This window comes from Flavobacterium sp. W20_MBD1_R3 (genome assembly GCF_052119725.1).
In the GTDB taxonomy this organism is placed as follows: Bacteria; Bacteroidota; Bacteroidia; order Flavobacteriales; family Flavobacteriaceae; genus Flavobacterium.
In genome coordinates this window covers 124174-144825 of record NZ_JBGQOR010000001.1, presented here as the reverse complement: position 1 = coordinate 144825, position 20652 = coordinate 124174, and the positions used below count along the sequence as shown (strand labels likewise).

General features: G+C 34.9%; 18 protein-coding genes. 5 read left to right on the top strand and 13 right to left on the bottom strand.

Annotated elements, in window-relative coordinates:
- Nucleotides 1–139 precede the first annotated feature (139 nt).
- Nucleotides 140–2746, bottom strand: coding sequence for an ATP-dependent chaperone ClpB (clpB, locus tag ACEN2F_RS00630; protein WP_441734719.1), 2607 nt, complete (start codon nucleotides 2744–2746; stop codon nucleotides 140–142).
- A gap of 145 nt (nucleotides 2747–2891) precedes the next feature.
- Between clpB and ytxJ the strand changes: the two genes are divergently transcribed.
- Complete coding sequence (ytxJ, locus tag ACEN2F_RS00625) at nucleotides 2892–3281, top strand: bacillithiol system redox-active protein YtxJ (RefSeq protein ID WP_441734716.1); 390 nt, start codon at nucleotides 2892–2894, stop codon at nucleotides 3279–3281.
- A gap of 103 nt (nucleotides 3282–3384) precedes the next feature.
- On the opposite strand, the gene argH is transcribed toward ytxJ, so the two are convergent.
- The 12 genes from argH to fahA form a co-directional block, all read right to left on the bottom strand.
- The gene (gene argH, locus ACEN2F_RS00620) at nucleotides 3385–4665 is read right to left on the bottom strand and encodes an argininosuccinate lyase (RefSeq protein WP_441734713.1); all 1281 of its coding nucleotides are present in this window, start codon (nucleotides 4663–4665) and stop codon (nucleotides 3385–3387) included.
- 131 nt (nucleotides 4666–4796) lie between these two features.
- Nucleotides 4797–5867 (bottom strand): M20 family metallo-hydrolase, encoded by a 1071-nt coding sequence (locus tag ACEN2F_RS00615; protein ID WP_441734710.1) that lies wholly within the window; start codon nucleotides 5865–5867, stop codon nucleotides 4797–4799.
- Nucleotides 5868–5952: 85 nt separating this feature from the next.
- Nucleotides 5953–6756 carry an acetylglutamate kinase gene (gene argB, locus ACEN2F_RS00610; RefSeq protein WP_441734707.1) on the bottom strand — a complete coding sequence of 268 codons (804 nt, stop codon included), beginning with the start codon at nucleotides 6754–6756 and terminating at the stop codon, nucleotides 5953–5955.
- Between the two features lie 25 nt (nucleotides 6757–6781).
- On the bottom strand, nucleotides 6782–7729 hold the full coding sequence (locus tag ACEN2F_RS00605) for an N-acetylornithine carbamoyltransferase (RefSeq protein WP_441734704.1): 948 nt from the start codon (nucleotides 7727–7729) through the stop codon (nucleotides 6782–6784).
- A 77-nt stretch (nucleotides 7730–7806) separates the two neighbouring features.
- On the bottom strand, nucleotides 7807–8568 hold the full coding sequence (gene proB, locus ACEN2F_RS00600; RefSeq protein WP_441734701.1) for a glutamate 5-kinase: 762 nt from the start codon (nucleotides 8566–8568) through the stop codon (nucleotides 7807–7809).
- 143 nt (nucleotides 8569–8711) lie between these two features.
- Nucleotides 8712–9908 (bottom strand): glutamate-5-semialdehyde dehydrogenase, encoded by a 1197-nt coding sequence (locus ACEN2F_RS00595; RefSeq protein ID WP_441734698.1) that lies wholly within the window; start codon nucleotides 9906–9908, stop codon nucleotides 8712–8714.
- Between the two features lie 85 nt (nucleotides 9909–9993).
- The gene (locus tag ACEN2F_RS00590; RefSeq protein WP_441734695.1) at nucleotides 9994–11130 is read right to left on the bottom strand and encodes an aspartate aminotransferase family protein; all 1137 of its coding nucleotides are present in this window, start codon (nucleotides 11128–11130) and stop codon (nucleotides 9994–9996) included.
- Nucleotides 11131–11205: 75 nt separating this feature from the next.
- Complete coding sequence (argC, locus tag ACEN2F_RS00585; RefSeq protein ID WP_441734692.1) at nucleotides 11206–12183, bottom strand: N-acetyl-gamma-glutamyl-phosphate reductase; 978 nt, start codon at nucleotides 12181–12183, stop codon at nucleotides 11206–11208.
- 149 nt (nucleotides 12184–12332) lie between these two features.
- Nucleotides 12333–13526: an argininosuccinate synthase gene (locus ACEN2F_RS00580; protein ID WP_441734689.1), complete on the bottom strand. Its 1194-nt coding sequence runs from the start codon at nucleotides 13524–13526 to the stop codon at nucleotides 12333–12335.
- Nucleotides 13527–13605: 79 nt separating this feature from the next.
- Nucleotides 13606–14223 carry a GNAT family N-acetyltransferase gene (locus tag ACEN2F_RS00575; protein ID WP_441734686.1) on the bottom strand — a complete coding sequence of 206 codons (618 nt, stop codon included), beginning with the start codon at nucleotides 14221–14223 and terminating at the stop codon, nucleotides 13606–13608.
- A 472-nt stretch (nucleotides 14224–14695) separates the two neighbouring features.
- Nucleotides 14696–15880: a hypothetical protein gene (locus ACEN2F_RS00570; protein WP_441734684.1), complete on the bottom strand. Its 1185-nt coding sequence runs from the start codon at nucleotides 15878–15880 to the stop codon at nucleotides 14696–14698.
- 148 nt (nucleotides 15881–16028) lie between these two features.
- Nucleotides 16029–17312 (bottom strand): fumarylacetoacetase, encoded by a 1284-nt coding sequence (gene fahA, locus ACEN2F_RS00565; RefSeq protein ID WP_441734681.1) that lies wholly within the window; start codon nucleotides 17310–17312, stop codon nucleotides 16029–16031.
- Nucleotides 17313–17420: 108 nt separating this feature from the next.
- On the opposite strand from fahA, the gene glyA reads away from it, so the two are divergent.
- The 4 genes from glyA (at nucleotide 17421) to ACEN2F_RS00545 (ending at nucleotide 20648) form a co-directional block, all read left to right on the top strand.
- Nucleotides 17421–18695, top strand: a complete 1275-nt coding sequence (gene glyA / locus ACEN2F_RS00560) for a serine hydroxymethyltransferase (RefSeq protein WP_441734680.1) — start codon at nucleotides 17421–17423, stop codon at nucleotides 18693–18695.
- A 121-nt stretch (nucleotides 18696–18816) separates the two neighbouring features.
- Entirely contained in the window at nucleotides 18817–19410 is a 594-nt protein-coding gene (locus tag ACEN2F_RS00555; protein WP_441734677.1) for a tRNA-(ms[2]io[6]A)-hydroxylase, read from the top strand.
- A gap of 195 nt (nucleotides 19411–19605) precedes the next feature.
- Nucleotides 19606–20166 carry a helix-turn-helix domain-containing protein gene (locus tag ACEN2F_RS00550; RefSeq protein WP_441734674.1) on the top strand — a complete coding sequence of 187 codons (561 nt, stop codon included), beginning with the start codon at nucleotides 19606–19608 and terminating at the stop codon, nucleotides 20164–20166.
- A gap of 29 nt (nucleotides 20167–20195) precedes the next feature.
- Nucleotides 20196–20648, top strand: coding sequence for a response regulator (locus ACEN2F_RS00545; RefSeq protein WP_441734673.1), 453 nt, complete (start codon nucleotides 20196–20198; stop codon nucleotides 20646–20648).
- The last annotated feature ends 4 nt before the right edge of the window (nucleotides 20649–20652 follow it).

The following is a 20652-nucleotide window of genomic DNA, read 5'->3' as shown; positions in this document are numbered from 1 at the left end:
CTTAGTGAATTATAAAATATGCGTAAACAGCGGCAGATATGGTCTTGTGTAAAAGTATTGTAATCCTCCAAAAAAAAACACCAATCTTTTGACTGGTGTTTTCAATTTGCTTTTTAGCGATTTTACAGGTTATTTTTGATTAATGAACTAATTCGGTTTGATTTCTAAAAACCAGTTTTCCATCAAAAGCATCTATCAAAACAATGCTGTCTGTTGATATTTTACCAGATAAAATTTCCTTAGATAATTCATTGAGAACATCTCTTTGAATTACTCTTTTCACCGGTCTGGCGCCAAATTGCGGATCATATCCTTTCTCAGATAAATAGGCAATAGCTTCAGGAGTTGCGTCCATCGTGATGCCTTGCAGTGCTAGCATTTTAGTCACGCTTTTTAGTTGTAAGCCTACAATTTGGGCAATGTTTTCAGTGGTCAATGGCGTGAACATCACAATTTCGTCAATGCGATTGATGAATTCCGGACGTACCGTTTGTTTCAATAATGCCAGCACTTCTATTTTTGCAACTTCGGTAGCGGCTTCCACACTTCCTTTTAAATTATCAAATTTCTCCTGTATAATCTGACTTCCCATATTAGAAGTCATGATGATAATCGTGTTTTTAAAATCAGCTAAACGTCCTTTGTTATCTGTCAGACGGCCTTCATCCAAAACTTGCAGCAAGATATTAAACGTATCAGGATGTGCTTTTTCAATCTCATCCAATAAAATTACAGAATACGGTTTTCTACGAACGGCTTCGGTCAATTGTCCGCCTTCATCATAACCTACATATCCCGGAGGCGCACCAACCAAACGGCTTACACTGTGGCGTTCTTGGTATTCACTCATGTCAATTCGTGTCATCGCATTTTCATCATCAAATAAATATTCGGCTAATGCTTTTGCCAATTCGGTTTTTCCAACTCCCGTAGTTCCAAGGAATAGGAAAGTTCCAACTGGTTTCTTCATATCTTGTAAACCGGCACGGCTTCTGCGTACGGCGTCACTCACTGCCTCAATCGCTTCTTCCTGTCCTACGACTCTTTGATGCAATTCGTCTTCCAGTTTCAATAGTTTTTCTCGTTCGCCCTGAAGCATTTTCATCACCGGAATTCCGGTCCATTTTGCCACGACTTCAGCTATATCTTCACGAGTAACTTCTTCTTTTATCAACGAAGTTCCTCCAGTTTGATCTTCGGCCAATTGTTTTTGAAACACATCCAATCGTTCTTGGGCTTCTTTGATTTTACCATAACGAATTTCGGCTACTTTCCCATAATCACCATCACGTTCGGCACGTTCTGCTTCGTATTTAAAGTCTTCAATCTCCGTTTTTACGGCTTGAATATTGTCGACAACATCTTTCTCTGATTTCCATTTGGCGTAGATTTCATTGCGATCTTCTTTTAGGTTGGCTAAATCCATTCCTAAAACTTTGAGTTTGCTTTCGTCTTTTTCTCTTTTAATGGCTTCGATTTCAATTTCCAGTTGCATTACTTTACGATCCAAAACATCTAGTTCTTCCGGTTTTGAATTGATTTCCATACGTATTTTTGAAGCTGCTTCATCCATTAAATCGATGGCTTTATCCGGAAGAAAACGATTAGTAATATAGCGCTGTGATAATTCTACAGCTGCAATAATCGCATCATCTTTTATCTGAACTTTATGGTGTGTTTCGTATTTTTCCTTGATTCCACGTAAAATCGAAATGGCGCTTTCAGTATCCGGTTCTTCGATCATTATTTTTTGGAAACGTCTTTCAAGCGCTTTGTCTTTTTCAAAATATTTTTGATATTCATCCAATGTGGTTGCTCCAATAGCGCGAAGTTCTCCACGAGCCAACGCAGGTTTTAAGATATTTGCCGCATCCATAGCGCCTTCACCACCTCCGGCTCCCACAAGCGTGTGAATTTCGTCAATAAATAAAACAATATCACCTTCAGCAGAAGTCACTTCTTTTACCACGGATTTCAAGCGTTCCTCAAATTCTCCTTTGTATTTGGCACCAGCAATCAATGCTCCCATATCAAGGGAATAAACAATTTTATCTTTCAAATTGTCAGGAACATCTCCATCTACAATTCGGTGCGCTAATCCTTCGGCAATAGCAGTTTTTCCTACTCCAGGTTCTCCCACTAGCATAGGGTTGTTTTTAGTTCTGCGCGTTAGAATTTGCAATACGCGTCTAATTTCCTCGTCACGACCAATAACTGGATCCAGTTTTCCAGATCGAGCCAGTTCGTTAAGATTTTTTGCGTATTTATTTAAAGAATTATAGGTTTCCTCGGCAGAGGCAGAAGTTACCCGTTCTCCTTTTCGCAATTCTTCTATGGCGGCTTTCAGACCTTTTCCGGTTACGCCCTGATCTTTTAATATTTGGGCAGCCTTAGTTTTTGAATCAAAAATGGCTAAAATTAAATGCTCTATCGAAACGAATTCGTCGTTCATTTTTTTAGCAATAATTTCCGCCTCATTTAGCGTGGTGTTAGCGGTTCTGGATAGCATTATTTCGCCACCGGAAACTTTCGGGAAACTCTGAATCGTGCTGTCTAATATTTGAAGAAATAAAGGCACATTTACATTAAGCTTTTTTAAAATAAAAGGAGCCACATTTTCATCGACTTCAAAAATGGCCTTGAAAATATGTTCATTTTCTATTTGTTGCTGTCCTTGGCTTTGCGCCAATTGTTGCGAAAGCTGAATGGCTTCCTGGGATTTAATGGTAAATTTATTTATGTTCATGATGTTATATTGTTTTGTGGTTATTTGACTAACTTTGTAATTCAATATTCAATTTATATTCCAATACAATAATACAGACAAATTGACAGAAATTTCATGATTTTTATCATGTTTGAAAGTCAAAATGTCTTAAAACAAGACAATTATGAGTTTTTTTAAAAATATGTTCAACAGTTCAGAAGAAAAAGATTCAAACGAGAACAAAATTAACTGGAATGAACTAACCGATTTAGGGCAACTAAATGAAATTATCGCTGCGTCGAATGACAAACCGGTAGCGATTTTTAAACACAGTACCCGATGCAGTGTAAGTAGGATGGCGCTGAAACAGTTTGAAAATGAGTTTAATAGCTCAGATAAAGTTACGCCTTATTTTTTAGATTTAATAGCGCATCGCGATATTTCTAATGAAATTGCAACTCGTTTTGGAGTGTATCATCAATCACCACAATTGATTTTAATCAAAGAAGGAAAAGCTATTTATAATGTTTCGCACAGTGATATTGATGCGGAGGAATTGGGGACAAAAGTCTAATAAATGGTGTATTTTTAAATAATTTACCGCAAATTCGCTAATTAGTTACTTCATTAAATTCGCGAATTTGCGGTTTTATTTTTTGGACAAACGGGTTAGATGATTAGTAAGCCTTCATCATTTTGTCTTTTATTTCCTCTAGACAAAGGTTGTTAATACTTCCTTCGTGCGTATGTTTTGTTTCTTTTGGCGATTGAAAAGTTCCATTTTCTAATTGTTCTGCAACCGCTTTATAAGCATCTCTAAAAGGCACTCCTGCAACTACCATTTCATTTAGAGTATCAACGGTAAACAAATAATTGTATTTTGGATCCGAAAGTATATTGTCTTTTACTTTAATGTCTTTAATCGCAAAAATAGCAATGTCTAAACACGCTTTCAGGTTTTGAATCGCTGGAAACAATCCTTCTTTCAATAATTGTAAATCCCTGTGGTAACCACTTGGAAGATTATTAGTGATTAAAGTGATTTCATAAGGCAACGCTTGAATTTTGTTACATTTTCCACGAATCAATTCAAAAACATCTGGGTTTTTCTTGTGTGGCATGATGCTCGAACCTGTTGTAAGATGCGAAGGCAAAGAGATGAAATCAAAATTCTGACTCATATACAAACAAACATCCATCGAGAATTTAGCCAAAGTTGCTGCCACACTGCTCATAGCAAAAGCCACTGTTTTCTCTGATTTCCCACGGCTCATTTGAGCGGCAACCGAATTGAATTTTAAAGTTTCAAAACCCAATTCTTGTGTCGTGAATGTTCTGTTGATAGGAAAAGAACTTCCGTAACCAGCAGCTGAGCCTAATGGGTTTTGGTCCACAATTTTTAAGGCTGCATTTAACATCGTAATATCATCAATCAAAGTTTCAGCGTAAGCGGAAAACCACATCCCAAAAGAAGATGGCATAGCAATTTGAAGGTGCGTGTATCCTGGTAATAACACATTTTGGTGTTTATCTGCTGATTCCATTAGTAAATCAAAAAGGCTTTTTACTTGCACTTTCAATTCTTTAACTACGTCTTTCAGATATAAATTAACGTCTACTAAAACTTGGTCGTTACGAGAACGGGCGGTATGAATTTTTTTTCCGGCGTCACCCAATTTTACTGTAAGTAAATATTCAATTTTGGAATGCACGTCTTCAAAGCTGTCTTCGATTTCGAAATTACCGTTATCAGCGTCTTTTATGATTTCTTCCAAGGCCAAAACCAAAGAAACGGTTTCGGAGTCTGTTAAAAGACCGATTTGTCCTAGCATTTTTGCATGTGCGATAGAACCTAATGCATCATATTTCGCTAGAACTAAATCCAGTTCTCTGTCGTTTCCAACGGTAAAATGTTCAATTTGCTTATCGGTTGGTATTCCTTTTTCCCAAAGTTTCATATATGGATTATTAGATTTTTAGACTGTTAGATTTTTAGCCCCGATAGAAGCGACATCCTTTTTCTGGTCTCGTTTTTTTTAACGAGACCGGGAAAAGAAATAGCGGATAGCGGGATTAGCTCCAAATTATTTTATTGTTTGAAAAAATCAGTTAGTATTTTGATATACAATTGAATTCCTTCTTCTATTTCGTTTATAAATATAAATTCATCTGCAGAGTGTGACCGCAGAGTTTCGCCAGGTCCTAATTTCAAGGATTGACAACTCAAAACCGATTGATCCGAAAGGGTGGGCGAGCCATACGTGGTTCTTCCCAAGGCAATTCCGGCTTGTACTAATCCGTGTGCAACAGGAATTGATGATGCGTTTAAATGCATCGAACGCGGATTGACTTCAGCAGTCAAATGTTTTCTTACGATATCTAAAATTTCCTGATTGTTATAGCAATCATTCACCCTGATATCGACAACCAAATGACATTCTGCAGGAACTACGTTGTGTTGTTTTCCGGCTGTGACTTGTGTTACAGTCATTTTTACAGGACCTAAAACCTCAGATATTTTTTCGAATTGATAACTGTTAAACCACTCGATAACGGGAATCGCATTGTAAATTGGATTGTCCGGATTATTATGGGCGGCGTGACTGGCTGTGCCTTTTACGATAACATCGAGTACCAATAAACCTTTTTCGGCTACGGCCAATTGCATTAATGTTGGTTCACCAACAATGGCACATTCCAGTTCCGGTAAATGTTTCAATACGCTGTTTAATCCATTTTTTCCACTGCTTTCCTCTTCGGCTGAAGCGACCATTACTATATTGTAAGGCAGATTTTCATTCGAATAAAAATGTACAAAAGTGGCTAAAAGCGAAACCAAACAACCTCCTGCATCATTGCTTCCCAGTCCAAATAATTTACCGTCTTTTATGATGGCTTCAAATGGATCGTTGGTATAGCCTTGGTTTGGTTTTACGGTATCGTGGTGCGAATTCAGTAAAAGCGTTGGTTTGGACTTATCAAAATGTTTATTGAAAGCCCAAATATTATTATTCTCTCTTTCGAAAGGGATATTATTTTGTTTAAACCATTTTTCGATTAAAAGGGCTGTTTGGTCTTCTTCACTTGAAAAGGAAGGGGTTTCAATGAGTGCTTTTAATAGGGCAATGGCTTCTTGTGTTAGGATTTCTATGTTTTTCATACTTGTTTTTGCCACGGATTCACAGATTTTTTTTAAGTTGAAATATAAAATTTTATAAAATCTGTGAAATTTGTGTTTAACTCTTTTATAATTTGATACTTGTGTGAATAGCCTTTGAATCTTTCAACATTCTATGATGACCAATTCTTATTTTTTGAACTCCTTTGGTCAAACTATTGAAACAGTTGTCTAATTTAGGAATCATACCGGAATGTATCGCTTTTTCGGCTTTTAATTTGGAATATAATTCTTGATTGATGTTTTCAATTACAGAAGAATCATCTTCGGCATCATATAAAACGCCTGGTTTTTCAAAACAATAATTCAATGTGACATCAAAAAATTCCGATGAAGCAATCGCTAATTCACTGGCAATAGTATCTGCATTTGTGTTTAATAATTGTCCTTTTCCATCGTGCGTGATAGCGCAAAAGACAGGAACAATATTAGTTGAAAGCAACGTTTCTAATAATTGCGTATTCACTTTTTTTATATCGCCCACAAAACCATAATTGATGGTTGGGTGGTTTCTTTTATCGGATTGAATTAAATTTCCATCAGCACCGGAAAACCCCATCGCATTGGTATTGTTACCTTGTAATTGGGCAACGATATTTTTGTTGATTTGCCCTGCATAAACCATCACAACTACATCAAGCATAGCGGCATCGGTGATGCGTCTTCCATCAATTATTTGAGGTACTAAACCTATACTTTCGGCCATTTTGGTAGCTGATTTTCCACCGCCATGAACGAGTACTTTATACCCCTCAATCTTAGAAAAATCAGATAAAAATTGTGATAATTCTGTTGGATTATCAATAATGTTTCCACCAATTTTTATGATTGAAAGTGGTCTCTGGTTTTGGGTTTTTGGTTTTGGACTCATTATTAATATTTTAAAAATATTTTCTTTATTTTCTATTTTCTAAAATCTTCTGCAACACTAATTGTGCTGAATACGTTCTATTGTTGGCTTGTTCGATAACAATTGAATTTTCGCTGTCAATCACTTCATCAGTAACAATTACATTACGTCTTACTGGCAAACAGTGCATGAATTTAGCATTGTTAGTCAGTTTCATTTTATCGGCAGTTACAGTCCAATTTGGATCGGAATTTGTAATTTGACCATAGTCCTTGTAATTGCTCCAGTTTTTGGCATAGATAAAATCGGCATTTTCAAAAGCTTTATCTTGGTCGTATTCAATCTTGGAATCTTTCGTGATTTCAGGATTCAATTCGTAGCCTTCGGGATGTGTAATAACAAAGTCTGCATCTTGTAACTGCATCATTTGCACGAAAGAATTGGCAACTGCTTGAGGTAACGCTTTAGGATGTGGCGCCCAAGTCAAAACTACTTTTGGTTTGTGTTCCGTTTTGTGTTCTGCCATAGTTATAGCATCGGCAAGCGATTGTAAAGGGTGTCCTGTTGCGCTTTCCATATTCACAACAGGCACAGTGGCGTATTTTAGGAATCCGGAAAGTACTATTTCGGCATTGTCTTTTTCTTTGTCTACCAATCCGGCAAAAGCTCTGATAGCAACAATATCGCAATATTGAGAAACTACCGCGGCGGCTTCTTTAATATGTTCCGAAGCGCCTTGATTCATGATGGCTCCATCTTCAAATTCGAGTGTCCAACCTTCGCTGGTAAAATTCATTACCATGACGTTCATCCCTAAATTCAAAGCGGCTTTTTGTGTACTCAAACGCGTTCTCAAACTGGAATTAAAAAACAACATTCCTAAGGTTTTGTTTTTACCCAGTTTTTTGTTTTTAAGTGGTTTTTTCTTGATTTTCAAGGCTTGTTTCACCCATTTGTCGAGCGAATCTATGTTTTGTATGGAGATGTAGTTCATTGTTTTATTTGTTTAATCGGTTATTCGGTTATTTGTTTAATCGATTAACCGAATTAACGATTAACCGCATCAACATGTTATAGAATTTTCGTAAAAGGTATTTCGTTTTTTAAAGCTTTCAAAATAAAATTGTCTTCTAATCCGTTGACAATCCATGTTTCGATAGCTGCGTTTTTGGCAATCGCTGAGGCTTCTATTTTAGATTGCATTCCGCCGGTTCCGTGTGATGATTTCGAATCTCCAATCTCTTTTTCTAATAGTTGCAAATCAGTTACCAATGAAATGGTTTCAGGAACGGCATCATAAATGGATGCTTTGGTGTAAATCCCGTTTGTATTGGTAGCAATAATCAAAAGGTCAGCATTTAATAAAACGGCTGTCAGCGCCGCTAATTTATCGTTGTCACCAAATCGAATCTCATCCGTAGCCACTGTGTCATTTTCATTGATAATTGGAATGTAATTATTTTTGACTAACACATTGATCGTGTTTACGATATTTACTTTGGATTGTTCTTTTTCAAAATCAGAATAAGAAAGTAAACACTGCGAAATCAGCAATCCTAAATCCCTGAAGTTTTCATGATAAATCCGCATTAAATGAGGCTGTCCAATCGAAGCCAAAGCTTGTTTTACAAAAACATCTTTGTCATGGTTGTCTAGTTTTACAAATTGCTTGGCCGCAGCAATCGCACCCGAACTTACAATGATAAACTCGTAATCATCTTGTAAAGAGGCTATTTGCATCCCGATATCCTCAATTTTTCCTCTCGAAATGTGATTGGTTTCTTTGGTTAAGGTGTTGCTTCCTAACTTTAATAAAATTCTTTTTTTAGCCATTTTTTTAACCGCAAAGTGCGCAAAGTTAATTTTTAAACTAAACGTTGATAAACGCTAAGTTCGCAAAGTTTTGTGTTAATATTCTGAATTCTTACTTTTTCAATATGCAATCTAAAATCGTTAATCTTCAATCAAAAATCTTTTTATCGGATTTGTCCATTGCCGTAAATATACCACTTATTAGTAACTAAATGTTGCAAACCAATTGGTCCGCGTTGGTGTAATTTATCTGTACTTATTGCCAATTCGCCACCTAAACCAAATTGTCCTCCATCAGTAAATCGGGTAGAGGCGTTTTGATAAACAGCTGCTGTATCTACATTTTCCATGAATTCTTGAGCAACTGCATCATTCTTTGTGATTATCGAAGCCGAATGCCCGCCACAATATTTATTAATTTTGTCAATTGCTTCTTGATCTGAATTGGTTGTTCCAATGACAATTTTATAATCTAAAAACTCTTCGTACCAAATTAAATCCGATTCAATCTGAGGAACGTTTGCAATTTTTGAAATGCTTTCATCTCCCAAAACAGTTACGTTTCTTTGTTGCAATTCGGTGATTATTTTCTTTGCAAAAGCTTCCCAATTGTCAAGATTAGTATCAATTAAAACTTTATCTAAAGCATTGCAAACAGATATATTTGAAGTCTTTCCATTTATTATTATGGCAAGTGCATGGTTTAAATCAGCTTCTGCGTTTACGTACACAAAATTATTTCCTCGTCCACTTATAATCACTGGACAAGTTGCATGTTTTTTTACAAAAGCAATTAGGTTTTCACCGCCACGAGGAACGATTAAATCCACTTTTTGCGTTGGTTTCTCCAAAAATGCCTGCGTCTCTTCCCGATTGTAATTCAAGTATTCTACCCATTCTGTAGCAACATTGTTTGCTGCTAAGGCTTGATGCCACAGTTCCACAATTTTTAAGTTGGATTGCAAGGATTCTTTTCCCCCTTTCAATAGAATTTTATTTCCGGATTTAAAAGCGATTCCACCAGCTTCAACAGTGACATCGGGTCTGGATTCATAAATTATCATTATGGTTCCAAAAGCCGCTGTTTTATTGATGATTTTCATTCCGTTTTCATGGTCGAAATTAAAACGCTCCACACCAACAGGATCTTCTTGATTTGCTAATTGTTGCAGGGATAAAATCATGCCGTCAATTTTGGCATCATCAACCAATAACCGTTTTTCCATTGCCAAGTCATCACCAGAATAATTATTGATATCCTGCTGATTTATAGTCTTAAGATTGGCTCTTTCTTGTTCAAGAAGTTCGGCCATGCGACTTAAGACTGCATTTCGCTTTTCTATTGGTAATACGTGGTTCATTGTTTTTGGTTTACTATTTTAAAAAATATCTAAACATTTAAGTCATGTAATTTTAAGAACTTAAATGACTTATATGTTAAAAAAATTATTTCAATTCGGCCAATGTTTCTTTTAAAGCGATAATAAAGGTATCGATTGCTTCCTTCTTGATTGTCAATGGTGGAAGAATTCTTAATAAGTTTTTATTACTTGCACTTCCGGTAAAAACATGTTTTTCGATAATTAATTTTTTTCGTAATGCACTTACGTCAAAATCAAATTCAATTCCTAACATTAATCCTCTTCCTTTTATTTGGATCACTTCAGGAACACTTTTAATTTGTTCTTGAAAATAAGCTGAAATTGCAATAGCATTATCAATTAATTTTTCTTTTTCTATAATATCTAAAACGGCTATTCCTGCTGCGCATGATAAGTGGTTTCCGCCGAAAGTAGTTCCTAGCATACCAGAAACTGCAGCAATATGATTTCCAATTAAAACACCTCCAATTGGAAAGCCATTTCCCATTCCTTTAGCAATTGTAATAATATCAGGTTTAATATTATGGTGTTGAAAACCAAAAAACTTACCGGTTCTGCCATACCCAGCCTGTACTTCGTCTAAAATAAGAACAACTTCATAAGTTTTACATAATTGTTCCAATGCTTGAAAAAATTGCGTTGAAGCTTGGTCTAAACCGCCTACACCTTGAATTGATTCTATTATGACTGAGGATACATCTCCTCGCTTTAATTCATTTTCTAAAGTTTCTACATCATCAAACGGCAAAAAAGTGACTTTTTGTTGCTTGTTTAAGGGGGCATTAATTTTTTCATTATCAGTAACAGCAACAGCAGCAGATGTTCTTCCGTGAAAGGAATTCTTAAAGGCAATCACTTTTGATTTTCCGTTTATGAAAGAGGCTAATTTTAATGCATTTTCATTCGCCTCAGCTCCAGAACTGCATAGAAATAAATCGTAATCATCACACCCGGAAAGCTTGCCTAATTTAGTTGCTAATTCTTCTTGAATTGGATTTTGTATTGCATTAGAATAAAAGGCTAAATGATCCAACTGATCCTTAAGTTTTGCTACATATTCAGGATGTGTATGGCCAACAGAGATTACAGCATGACCACCATAAAGATCTAAATATTCGATTCCTTTGTCATCTGTAATGATGCAATCCAGCGCTTTTACTGGTGTGACATCATATAATGGGTAAACGTTAAATAAGTTCATTTTTTTTAAGTTTAATCGGTTAATGGGTTATTTGTTTATTTGGTTAACCGTATTAACGATTAACCAAATAAACTTCTAGAACCCGCTTGGTTTCAAATGCAATCCTGTGGTTTCATCTAATCCAAACATTAAATTCATGTTTTGTATGGCTTGTCCTGAGGCTCCTTTTGTTAAATTATCAATTACTGAAGTGATCAATAACCGATTTCCTTTTTTCATTAAACTAATAATACATTTATTCGTTTGAACTACTTGTTTCATGTTGATTCCAGTGGTCGTTATGGTTACGAAAGGTTGGTCTTTGTAAAAAGCCTCATATTTAGCCACTACATCTTCAATATTTTCTTCGATTGTTGTGTATAAAGTTGCAAAAATCCCTCTGGCAAAATCACCTCTGTTGGGTACAAAAATCAATTCGTTTGTGTAATCTGCTTGCAATTGAATGACACTTTGGTTTATTTCGCCCAAATGTTGGTGTTCAAAAGCTTTGTAATGAGACATGTTGTTTGATCTCCAACTGAAATGTGTCGTTTCCGAAGGTGAAACTCCGGCTCCCGTACTTCCGGTTGTAGCATTGATATGAACGTCAGTTGTAAGCATTTCGTTTTTGGCCAAAGGCAATAATGCCAATTGAATTGCTGTTGCAAAACAACCTGGATTAGCGATAAATTGAGCGTTCTTGATCGCTGCTTTATTCAATTCAGGTAAACCGTAAACGAAAGTTTTACTATCGAAATCTTTGTCTTTTGTCAATCTGAAATCATTTCCTAAATCGATGATTTTGGTGTGACTCGCAAATTGATTTTGCTCTAAAAATGATTTTGATTTTCCATGACCCAAACACAAGAAAACAACATTCACATTTGGATTTACAGTATCGGTAAAATTCATTTCGATATCACCCATCAAATCATGATGCGCAACATGAAGCGGTTTTCCAGCATTTGTTGTGCTGTAAACAAAATCAAGTGTAGCATTGGGATGGAACATCAATATTCTGATGAGTTCGCCTGCAGTGTAACCTGATCCACCTATTATTCCAATATTAATCATAATTATAGTTTTTTGCGAAAAAGTTAGTGTCTAGTTTTTTTGCGTGAGGGATAGCAGCGGCATCCTTTTGTGGCGCGATAGCAGAACAAAAGATACAGCGTATAGCCCGACCCGTAGTTTTTACGGAGGGTCACGCCCATATTATGATATTAATCGTGCGTCAGTTTGTTTACAGATGAAAATATGTTTTGGGCATTCCCCAGAATTTTGATAAATCCTTTTGCATCGTCAGATGTCCAAGCGTTGTTCATTTCGCCATATTGTCCAAAACTGGTGTTCATTAAATCATTTTCAGATTCAATTCCGTCCAAAGTAAAGTGATAAGGTTTTAGCGAAACGATAACGGTTCCATTTACAGTGGTTTGCGTGTCCTCTAAGAAAGCCTCGATGTTACGCATTACAGGATCTAAGAATTGTCCTTCATGAAACAACATTCCGTACCAGTTTCCAAGTTGTTCTTTCCAGTATTGTTGCCATTTACCCAATGTATGTTTTTCTAATAAATGGTGCGCTTTGATAATTATTAATGGGGCAGCGGCTTCAAAACCTACTCGTCCTTTAATTCCTATTATTGTATCGCCTACGTGTGTGTCTCTGCCTATAGCATATGCGCTGGCCAATTTTTCTAATGTAACGATATTTTTTGTTGGGGTGTCCAATGTTCCGTTAATGCCTACTAATTGTCCTTTTTCAAATTGTAGAGTGACTTTCTCTTCTTCTGTCTTTTGCAATTGAGAAGGGTAGGCTTCACTTGGCAATGATTGGTTTGAGGTCAATGTCTCTTTACCGCCTACGCTTGTTCCCCACAATCCTTTATTAATGGAATATTGTGCTTTTTCCCATGAATAATGAACTCCGTTTTTAGACAAATAATCCACTTCTTCTTGTCTTGATAATTTTAAATCGCGAATAGGAGTGATGATTTCAATTTCGGGAGCAATGGTTTGGAAAATTAAATCAAAACGAATTTGGTCATTTCCTGCGCCAGTACTTCCGTGGGCGATAGCCTCTGCACCTACAGATTTTGCATATTTAATCGCTTCGATAGCTTGAAAAACACGTTCGGCACTTACGGATAATGGATAAGTGTTGTTTTTTAATACATTTCCATAAATCAAATATTTGATCGCTTTATCATAATATTTATCTACAATGGTAAGATTTGCATGTTGCGCACTTCCTAATTCGTAGGCTCTTTCCTCAATAGCGGCTAGTTCAGCTTCATCAAATCCGCCTGTATTTATAAGAACGGTATGAACTTCGTATCCTTTTTCATTTTTTAAATATTTTAGACAATATGAGGTATCTAATCCTCCACTGTATGCTAATACTACTTTTTTCATGATATTATTTTTTTTCTCCCCCCAGATCCCTCCGAAGGAGGGGTAGCCATTACTGGTAAAGGGGCGTTTTTTGTTATGATTATTTTTTTAAGAATAAGGCTTGTTTTATTGATTTTAATCGGTTTAATACTCTAACATTAAATGGGTGTTTAGGAGGATCTTTGGGTTTTTCTTTTGGGTCATAAAGCATTCCGGTGCACAAACACATTTTGTTGTCTTTACTTTTTAGGATTTCATAATTGGTACACGTTTGACATCCTTTCCAAAAAGTAGGGTCTGTCGTCAATTCTGAAAAAGGAACTGGTTTGTAGCCCAGATCCGAATTGATTTTCATTACCGCTAAGCCAGTTGTTATTCCAAAAACTTTGGCATCCGGATATTTCTTTAATGAATAATCAAAAACAAAGGATTTGATTTTTTTAGCTAAACCTAAATTTCTGTAATCAGGATGAACAATCAACCCGGAATGGGCTACAAATTTCCCGTGTTGCCAACTTTCGATATAGCAAAAACCGGCAAATTTTCCGTCGATTAATGCGATAACAGCATCCTTGTTTTCCATCTTTTTTTGAATGTATTCAGGAGTTCTCTTTGCAATTCCAGTACCTCTCAATAGTGCGGATAATTCTATAGTTTCACATATTTCTTGTGAATATTTATAATGTTCTTCCTGAGTTGTTATGATAGAAATATTCATTTCAAAAGCTGAATTTTTGAGTTATAAAATGATTTGTAGTTTTGTATTTGAAATATCTTTTTGCCAAATTCAAATATAATATTGAAATCAGTCCTTGTTGGGTAACTAGAAGAACCAAACTTAAATAGAAGTAAGTCCCTAGATATATTTAGATATGAAAATCCAATGGAAAATAATGTTGATTTCAAAACGGGAAAATGAAAAATGAATAATAAAACAAACAGCTTTTGGGTACTATAGTGATAGCATCCGTACTTCGGGAGAAGTAGAAGGTCTGTTTGTCCGAGACAGAGAAGTTATATATAAACTTGTTTTATTCATTGATGCAAAAATACACTTATTTTTATAACACAAAGCTACTTTTGAGTTTTCTAACAAAATTTTAATGTATTGTTGATTTTTTGATAAAGAAAAAACTCTCTGATCTTTTGATTATCAAGGAGTTTTATGCTGTTGAATTAAGTTGAAGGTGTTAGTTTCTAAATTTATTTCGACTTATAATATCTTTAATTTTTGCTTTTAAGTCTTCTCCGGTATCATAAACCATTTGTTCACTGCTAAGAAAAGGAATTGGACTTCCGTCAAAATAAGAGTAGTAATTATCGTCAGAAGCACGTCGGTCTCCTTTGTAAGTGGCATAAATATTTTCGAAAATGAATTCGCTGGTCAAAGGAAAAGATTGTAATAATTGATTGCTTCTAAGATTAACATAGTCAATTTTTGCTGTAATTTGGCACGACTTAAATTGTCTGAATTCATAAATTCTGGCGGATACAGTTTTGAGATGATCGACCATCACGACTTTGCCTTTTTCGTCTAGGACTTCCTTTCCGTTAGTATCAATCAGTTTTTTGACACCGTCTTTGATAATACGTTCTTTTACAAATTCTCTTTCATTAATCTGTTCCGGTGAAATATAAATTTGTCTAAAATTGATTATCAATCCGTAATCATAATTTATTCCTTTTTGTTTATTACTATGATAAACAGTCCATTTGTCGTTTAATCCTAATGTGCTGAAATCTAATAAATCATTTTGAAGACGAGCCGGAATGATCATGTTCGTTTCGTTTTTGGTGTAAACCGAAACATAATCTGAGCCTTTGAATTTTGCCTCATCCATCAATAGCAAAACATCTTTGTAATTTGGATTAATTTGGTTCAAATAATCCAAATCATCATATGCTTTTCGGTAGTTCATCTTGTCTGATGTAGCCAGTAATTTTTTGGCATTAGCGTAAAAATAAGCTGACAACGCATTTTTACTATCAATTATCTGGTCGTTATAATTGTCAAATGCGAAAAAGGCATTCCGTCCTTCTTTAATTAGTTTCAAAGGAAGTAAAGGTTTAATTTTTTCCTGACGGGAATTCAATTGTAAATATGTATTGTACAATTTTTCCAATTGTGCGGGATTAGCATCTTTTGCTAATAAATATATGGCATTAAGATCTCGATCTTTTGCTTTGGCGAATGCCTCTTCGAGCAAGTAAATATAGTCCTGTTTGCCTTTTTTATCTTTGTTGGTTTGCAAATTAGAAATAGCATTATCAATTGCTTGATCGTAATTTCCGGAGCTTATTAGATTTTGGGTTTGCTTTACACCACAAGACGAAACAATTATAAAAAGGGATAATAAAAGAGTAATTTTTTTCATAAGCACTACGATTATGTTTGTGATGTTAATTTTACTTTTTTTTATAAATTGATCATTCTGATTTGCAAATAAAACCAAAAATAATGCCATAAAAAAACCCAACAAAAATAGTACAATTGTTAGGTTTTAGAAATGGGTATTTTAATTTTTATTTTCTCACAAATGGAGGAAGTAATTTACTGGAAACTTCACCAAAACCAATACGAACATCGCTATTTTGGCAATATCCCTTGATGATTACGGTATCGTTATCATTGATAAATTTACGTTCCGTTCCGTCATTTAATTTTATTGGATTTTTTCCTCCCCAAGTTAGCTCTAACATAGAACCAAAACTGTCTGCTGTTGGTCCTGAAATAGTGCCAGATCCCATCATATCGCCAGAATTTACACGACAACCGTTAGAAGTGTGGTGTGCTAATTGCTGACTCATAGTCCAGTACATGTATTTAAAATTTGAACGAGAAATTACTGTTGCTTCTGATTTTTCAGGTTGAATGGCCACTTCTAAATTAATGTCAAAAGAATGTTTTCCTTTTTGTTGTAAATAGGGAAGGGGGGTTGGTTCCTGTTTTGGTCCTTTAGTTCTAAAAGGTTCTAAGGCATCCATTGTTACGATCCAAGGAGAAATTGAAGTAGCAAAGCTTTTTGCTAAGAATGGACCTAGCGGCACATATTCCCATTTCTGAATATCACGAGCGCTCCAGTCATTCAATAATACCATTCCAAAAATATAATCTTCAGCTTCGCTTACTGAAATATTTTCGCCCATGATATTGACATCTGTGGTTATAAAAGCAGTTTCGAGTTCAAAATCAACGGAACGAGAAGATCCAAAAACCGGTGTGGTTTCGTCGTTTGGCAGCGTTTGCCCCATTGGTCTATGAACTGGTATTCCTGAAGGAACTATTGTAGAACTTCGTCCATGATAGCCCACTGGAATATGAAGCCAGTTGGGTAACAAAGCATTTTCGGGGTCGCGAAACATTTTCCCTACATTTGTGGCGTGTTCTTTACTGGAGTAAAAGTCTGTGTAATCACCAATTAGAACTGGTAATTGCATTTCAATTTCTTCCATTTTAAAGATTACGATATCTCGGTCTTTTGCATTACTTTGTAACTTTGAATTGGTCACATCAAAAAGTTCTGCAATTCGGTTTCGAACCAAACGCCATGTTTTTTGACCATCAGAAATAAAATCATTTAACGTATCCTGCATGAACATATCATCTGTAAGTTCTATTCCTTCAAAATAATTTAATTGCTGCAAAGCTCCCAGATCAATGGCAAAATCACCAATTCGTGTTCCCACGGTTACTACATTTTCTCTAGTAAGAAAAACCCCAAAAGGAATGTTTTGAATTGGAAAATCACTATTATTATCTACTTCTAGCCAGGATTTTCTATTGGTATCGTTAGCTGTTATTGGCATATTTTGTTAATTGTATTGTTAAAAAATTACTCATCAAATATATTATAATCTAACTATTAACCAAACGTTTTTTTGTATTTTTGCATCAAATTAACGAAAATCAAAAAAATGCAACGCGACGAACAAATTTTTGACCTTATTCTAGAAGAACAAGAAAGACAAATTCACGGATTAGAACTTATTGCATCAGAAAACTTCGTAAGTGACGAAGTAATGGAAGCAGCTGGTTCTGTTTTAACTAACAAATATGCTGAAGGATATCCTGGCAAAAGATACTACGGCGGTTGTGAAGTAGTTGATATTGTTGAGCAAATTGCTATTGACAGAGCTAAAGAATTATTTGGTGCTGCTTATGCAAATGTACAGCCTCACTCAGGCTCTCAAGCAAATACAGCAGTTTACCATGCTTGTATTAAACCTGGAGATAAAATTTTAGGTTTTGACTTGTCTCATGGCGGGCACTTAACGCATGGATCACCGGTAAACTTCTCAGGACGTTTGTACACACCATCTTTTTATGGTGTTGAGAAAGAAACAGGTAGATTAGACTATGATAAAATTCAAGAAATAGCGACTAAAGAGCAACCAAAATTGATTATCGCAGGAGCTTCGGCATATTCTCGTGATATGGACTTTGAGCGTTTCAGAGTCATTGCAGATAGTGTTGGCGCTATTTTATTGGCTGATATTTCTCATCCTGCGGGTCTTATAGCTAAAGGATTGTTGAACGATCCACTTCCGCATTGTCATATTGTTACCACTACAACGCATAAAACATTACGTGGTCCTCGTGGAGGATTAATTTTGATGGGTAAAGATTTTGAAAATCCGTTTGGTTTAACCACACCAAAAGGAGAAATCAGAATGATGTCTTCCTTATTAGACTTAGCTGTATTTCCTGGAAATCAAGGAGGTCCGCTAATGCATATTATTGCTGCAAAAGCAGTCGCTTTTGGAGAAGCTTTGAAAGATGAATTTTTTACGTATGCATTACAGTTACAAAAAAATGCTAATGCTATGGCGGATGCTTTTGTAAAAAGAGGCTATGAAATCATTTCTGGTGGAACAGACAATCACATGATGTTGATTGATTTAAGAAACAAAAACATTTCTGGAAAAGACGCTGAAAATGCATTGGTAAAAGCAGAGATTACTGTAAATAAAAATATGGTTCCATTTGATGATAAATCACCATTTGTAACTTCAGGAATCCGTGTAGGAACTCCGGCAATTACCACACGTGGTCTTGTTGAAGCCGACATGGAGAAAATAGTAGAGCTGATTGATAGAGTACTAATGAACCACACTGACGAAGATATTATTGAAGAAGTGGCTAATGAAGTAAACGAAATGATGAGCGAAAGAGCTATTTTCGTGTACTAATAAATACGTCCTAAAGTTTTAAAGTCGAAAGTCGAAAGTCTTTGAATAGAATTTAATATTCTGTCTTACTTTTGGCTTTCGACTTTTGACGTTATGACTTTCTAACTTTAAGACTAAAATTATGTCGGTACTAAGATTAAAATTACCAACGGATCCCAGATGGGTTAATATTGTAGAGAAAAATATCGAGGAAATCTTGACAGATCATGCTTGGTGCGAACAAAAAGCAGCTACAAATGCCATAACTATTATCACCAATAATTCGGAACATCAAGATTTAGTGAAGGATTTATTGGCTTTGGCCAAAGAAGAAATTGATCATTTTGAGCAAGTACACAATATTATTATCAAACGTGGACTCAAATTAGGTCGGGAACGCAAAGATGATTACGTGAACGAATTGTATTTGTACATGAAAAAAAACACTAATGGAAATCGCATTTCTGCTTTAGTGGAACGGTTATTGTTTTCAGCGATGGTAGAGGCTAGAAGTTGTGAACGTTTCAAAGTACTTTCAGAGAATATCAACGATCAAGAATTGTCTGTTTTTTATAGAAATTTAATGGAAAGTGAAGCAGGTCATTATACCACTTTTATAACCTATGCGAGGAAATATGGTGCAGGTATTGATGTTGAGAAAAGATGGAGAGAATGGCTAGAATTTGAGGAAAATGTTATAACAAATTATGGAAATAATGAAACAATTCATGGTTAGACCTTGTTTGTGCATTTTTTTGTAAAACTAAAAATAAATTTTATAACTTTTAATAAACTGTTAATCAATTACTTATATTTAAATAATTTTTAATCCACATTGTTGCAGTTCTAAAATATCTAATTTTATCACTAATTAATAATTTTTCATTTACATTTATCCTCTTAAATTTAATTATAACACGCATTTATTGGTATGAGGCTTAATTTTAATTATGATGGAAACATTGCTTGTAGGGCCATATTACATGAGCAATTAGAAATTTTAGGTATTAAATATCAACTTTTAGACTTAGGGCAAATTGAAATTGTAGATACTATTTCAGCCGAAAATTTGAATGAACTTAAGGATGTTCTCAAAAACTATGGAATTCAAATTATTGATAATCCAAAAGGACAACTTATCCAAAAAATAAAAGACGCAATAATAGAAATTGTTTATGATAAAGATAAATTTCCTGACATTACAATATCTCAATATTTATCCGATAAATTAAATTTTAGATATGGATATATTACAAACATCTTTTCAGAATACACTTATACATCTATTGAGAATTTTATTATTATTCAAAAGATTGAAAGAGCAAAAAAATTAATTATCGAAGAGAAGCTGACTTTAACTGAGATTTCTTACGAATTAAACTATAGTAGTGTTGCTTATTTATCTACTCAATTTAAAAAAGTGACAGGATTAACTCCATCATTATTTAAAAGAATTGTAAGCAAAAGAAGAAAATTATCGAATAAAGAATAACCAAAAATCAAAATAACCCCCAATATTATATGATTACACACCATGATCCAATGCATATTCTTCTAGCTGATGATGACGAAGATGATCGCACTTTTTTTAGTGAAGCTTTGCAGGAACTTAAAATGAATAATGATTTAACTTTGTTTAAAGACGGAAAAGATTTGATGGATTATTTAGAACATCCAGACAGTCAATTGCCTCATGTTTTATTTTTGGATTTAAATATGCCTGGCAAAACAGGATTGGATTGTTTGAATGAAATAAGAGCTAACAGTCGCTTCAAAGAAGTCTCTATTGCTATTTATTCTACCTCTTCTTCGGAGAAAGATATTGAAGATACTTTTATCAAAGGAGCTAATATTTATATAAAAAAGCCTAATGATTTTATACTGCTAAAAAAAGTAATCAAGGAAGTGGTGAACATGAATTGGCAATTTCATTCATCAGGACTAAATTTAGAAACTTTTTTCTTTAGCATATAATAAA

Excerpts from the sequence above, each read along its gene's own strand:
- clpB (WP_441734719.1), bottom strand. The coding sequence starts at position 2,746 with ATGAACATAAATAAATTTACCATTAAATCCCAGGAAGCCATTCAGCTT.
- ytxJ (WP_441734716.1), top strand. The coding sequence starts at position 2,892 with ATGAGTTTTTTTAAAAATATGTTCAACAGTTCAGAAGAAAAAGATTCA.
- argH (WP_441734713.1), bottom strand. The coding sequence starts at position 4,665 with ATGAAACTTTGGGAAAAAGGAATACCAACCGATAAGCAAATTGAACAT.
- ACEN2F_RS00615 (WP_441734710.1), bottom strand. The coding sequence starts at position 5,867 with ATGAAAAACATAGAAATCCTAACACAAGAAGCCATTGCCCTATTAAAA.
- argB (WP_441734707.1), bottom strand. The coding sequence starts at position 6,756 with ATGAGTCCAAAACCAAAAACCCAAAACCAGAGACCACTTTCAATCATA.
- ACEN2F_RS00605 (WP_441734704.1), bottom strand. The coding sequence starts at position 7,729 with ATGAACTACATCTCCATACAAAACATAGATTCGCTCGACAAATGGGTG.
- proB (WP_441734701.1), bottom strand. The coding sequence starts at position 8,568 with ATGGCTAAAAAAAGAATTTTATTAAAGTTAGGAAGCAACACCTTAACC.
- ACEN2F_RS00595 (WP_441734698.1), bottom strand. The coding sequence starts at position 9,908 with ATGAACCACGTATTACCAATAGAAAAGCGAAATGCAGTCTTAAGTCGC.
- ACEN2F_RS00590 (WP_441734695.1), bottom strand. The coding sequence starts at position 11,130 with ATGAACTTATTTAACGTTTACCCATTATATGATGTCACACCAGTAAAA.
- argC (WP_441734692.1), bottom strand. The coding sequence starts at position 12,183 with ATGATTAATATTGGAATAATAGGTGGATCAGGTTACACTGCAGGCGAA.
- ACEN2F_RS00580 (WP_441734689.1), bottom strand. The coding sequence starts at position 13,526 with ATGAAAAAAGTAGTATTAGCATACAGTGGAGGATTAGATACCTCATAT.
- ACEN2F_RS00575 (WP_441734686.1), bottom strand. The coding sequence starts at position 14,223 with ATGAATATTTCTATCATAACAACTCAGGAAGAACATTATAAATATTCA.
- ACEN2F_RS00570 (WP_441734684.1), bottom strand. The coding sequence starts at position 15,880 with ATGAAAAAAATTACTCTTTTATTATCCCTTTTTATAATTGTTTCGTCT.
- fahA (WP_441734681.1), bottom strand. The coding sequence starts at position 17,312 with ATGCCAATAACAGCTAACGATACCAATAGAAAATCCTGGCTAGAAGTA.
- glyA (WP_441734680.1), top strand. The coding sequence starts at position 17,421 with ATGCAACGCGACGAACAAATTTTTGACCTTATTCTAGAAGAACAAGAA.
- ACEN2F_RS00555 (WP_441734677.1), top strand. The coding sequence starts at position 18,817 with ATGTCGGTACTAAGATTAAAATTACCAACGGATCCCAGATGGGTTAAT.
- ACEN2F_RS00550 (WP_441734674.1), top strand. The coding sequence starts at position 19,606 with ATGAGGCTTAATTTTAATTATGATGGAAACATTGCTTGTAGGGCCATA.
- ACEN2F_RS00545 (WP_441734673.1), top strand. The coding sequence starts at position 20,196 with ATGATTACACACCATGATCCAATGCATATTCTTCTAGCTGATGATGAC.